This window comes from Microcystis flos-aquae FACHB-1344 (assembly GCF_014698375.1).
In the GTDB taxonomy this organism is placed as follows: domain Bacteria; phylum Cyanobacteriota; class Cyanobacteriia; order Cyanobacteriales; family Microcystaceae; genus Microcystis; species Microcystis aeruginosa.
Window position 1 is genome coordinate 1 of sequence record NZ_JACJSW010000054.1, and the last position, 1,948, is coordinate 1,948.

Consider the following 1,948-nt stretch of genomic DNA (forward strand, 5'->3'; position numbering starts at 1 on the left):
TACAGGCTCGCGAATACCGTCGATATCTACGGGAGGAGCGGCGATAAAGGCGATGATGAAGCAGGTGGTGGCGGTGAGCAGGGTGGGGATCATGATGACACCGAACCAACCGATGTATAAACGGTTGTTGGTGCTGGTGATCCACTGACAGAACTGCTCCCACAGGGAAGCGCTCTCGCGCTGTTGTAGAGTGGTGGTCATTGGTTGATGATTCCTATTAAGTTATCGAGGTACGATTGATGATGTCTCTATCTTAAGGAGTTTGTAACGGTTTGTAAAGGGGTTTGACGATATTGTTACTTATGCTATTGATAAGCTGGGGTTATGAAATGGGTCGGATGCAGTCTGGTCTTTTCTGATCTAAGATTAAAGACATGACTCGACAACCTCACGACCAATTTGCCAAACAATACCTAGAAGAATTGCTGTCTCCCCTGGGAAAGGTGGAAGTCAGCAAAGAGGTGGCGGATGAAACCCGTCAGGTGGATGTTTTCTTCTCTCCTCACCCTAATACAGGGGGAAATGCTCAATCTTTGGGTCTTTTAGGGCAAATGGTGACCACAAGCACTTTGCTTGAGCCTTTTCGCAATGCTCCCAATCGAACGGAAATTCGCCACTGTATCTTAAAATTGTTTTCGATTTTCGCTGAACTTCAACGGAAAGGGAAACGGGAAAAAACTGAGTTAAATGAGGATGAATTACCTAAATTATGGATTTTGGCTACTTCTATTAGTTTCCAGATCCTAGAGAGTTTTGATGCTAAGTTAGAACTGGAAAACTGGACAGAAGGGATTTACTTTTTATCTCCTTCTCACCGAACGGCAATTATAGCGATTAATCAGTTACCTATTACCCCAGACACTTTACTGTTAAGATTGTTGGGACGGGGGAAAACCCAAAGCCAAGCGGTGAGAGAGTTGCTTGAGTTGCCTTCCGGCGATTCCTTCCGTCAAAATGTCATGGAATTATTGATTAGTTGGCGTGTGAGTGTTGAAGTTAATAATCTTTTAGAATCAGAAGATAGGGAGGTATTTATGGCTTTATCTCAATCTTATTTAGAGTGGAAAGAGGCGACTAAACGAGAAGGACTTCAACAAGGACTTCAACAAGGACAACGACAAATTATTGAAAATTTAATGCAAGTGAGGTTTGGGGAATTGGATGAGTCTTTAATAAAAGTTATTGATGAGTTGCTCAAGTTATCACCGATGGAGTCTAGTCGCCTTTTGTTAGAGTCTTCACGGGAAGATTTAATCAGACGATTCCTCTCTGAAAACTAAAAATAATTCGACAATCGTAAGCAAGAGTACAAGACCATAACTCTCCTAAATTACACCTTAATTTATGGGTTTTTAAAGACGGTGTAAATGGCTCTTCGTCCAGTTTTCTAAGTAGGGTTTGCGGCAAAAAGTAGGGGCGAAGCATTCGGATAGGAAATCTACGGTTTCAGCGATAGGTTATGCCCGAATGCTTCGCCCCTACAGGACGTAAGGTTTTGAACCACAATTCTCTCAAAATCTTGCACCTGTTATAGTCATTTCAGATAAGTCTGATACACTCTAGACCGACAAAACCCTTGTGAACTCTGGGATTAATATTCTCAATTTTAATTGAAATGACTATACCTTACTGACCGCAGATTCCGCAAAGCTTGCACGACCGAGCGTTGACCCGCATCTTCATCAAGGTAGAGACGGATTTGACTCATTACAATTCACCGGCTCGATATCGGGATTCCCAGTCTTCACAATCGGCTCGGTAAGCATCGATATCGGCCTCTATCTGTTCTTTATTCGCGTGATAATACGCTAGAGCGCTATAAATTTGAGCCAGACTTAAGAGAACTCCATAAAAAAGATGATCCAATAGTCAAGTGGTTTGATAAGGGATTTCCACAAACCACTTTGGCAAATGGGGAAGTCGATTAATCTGTTTTTCCAACTCTGCC

The 1,948-nt window shown here is 42.5% G+C and carries 1 protein-coding gene and 2 pseudogenes; 1 reads left to right on the forward strand and 2 read right to left on the reverse strand.

The features are described 5' to 3' along the window. Positions 1 to 201, reverse strand: a pseudogene (locus H6G48_RS04060) (photosystem II q(b) protein); the annotation flags it as partial. Between the two features lie 173 nt (positions 202 to 374). Between H6G48_RS04060 and H6G48_RS04065 the strand changes: the two are divergent. Beyond that, positions 375 to 1,280 carry a hypothetical protein gene (locus tag H6G48_RS04065; RefSeq protein ID WP_190719337.1) on the forward strand — a complete coding sequence of 302 codons (906 nt, stop codon included), beginning with the start codon at positions 375 to 377 and terminating at the stop codon, positions 1,278 to 1,280. Here H6G48_RS04065 and H6G48_RS26010 read toward each other — a convergent pair. Beyond that, positions 1,273 to 1,395 (reverse strand): annotated as a pseudogene (locus H6G48_RS26010) (type II toxin-antitoxin system RelE/ParE family toxin); the annotation flags it as partial. The gene H6G48_RS04065 and the pseudogene H6G48_RS26010 sit on opposite strands and share 8 nt — an antisense overlap. Between the last annotated feature and the right edge of the window lie 553 nt (positions 1,396 to 1,948).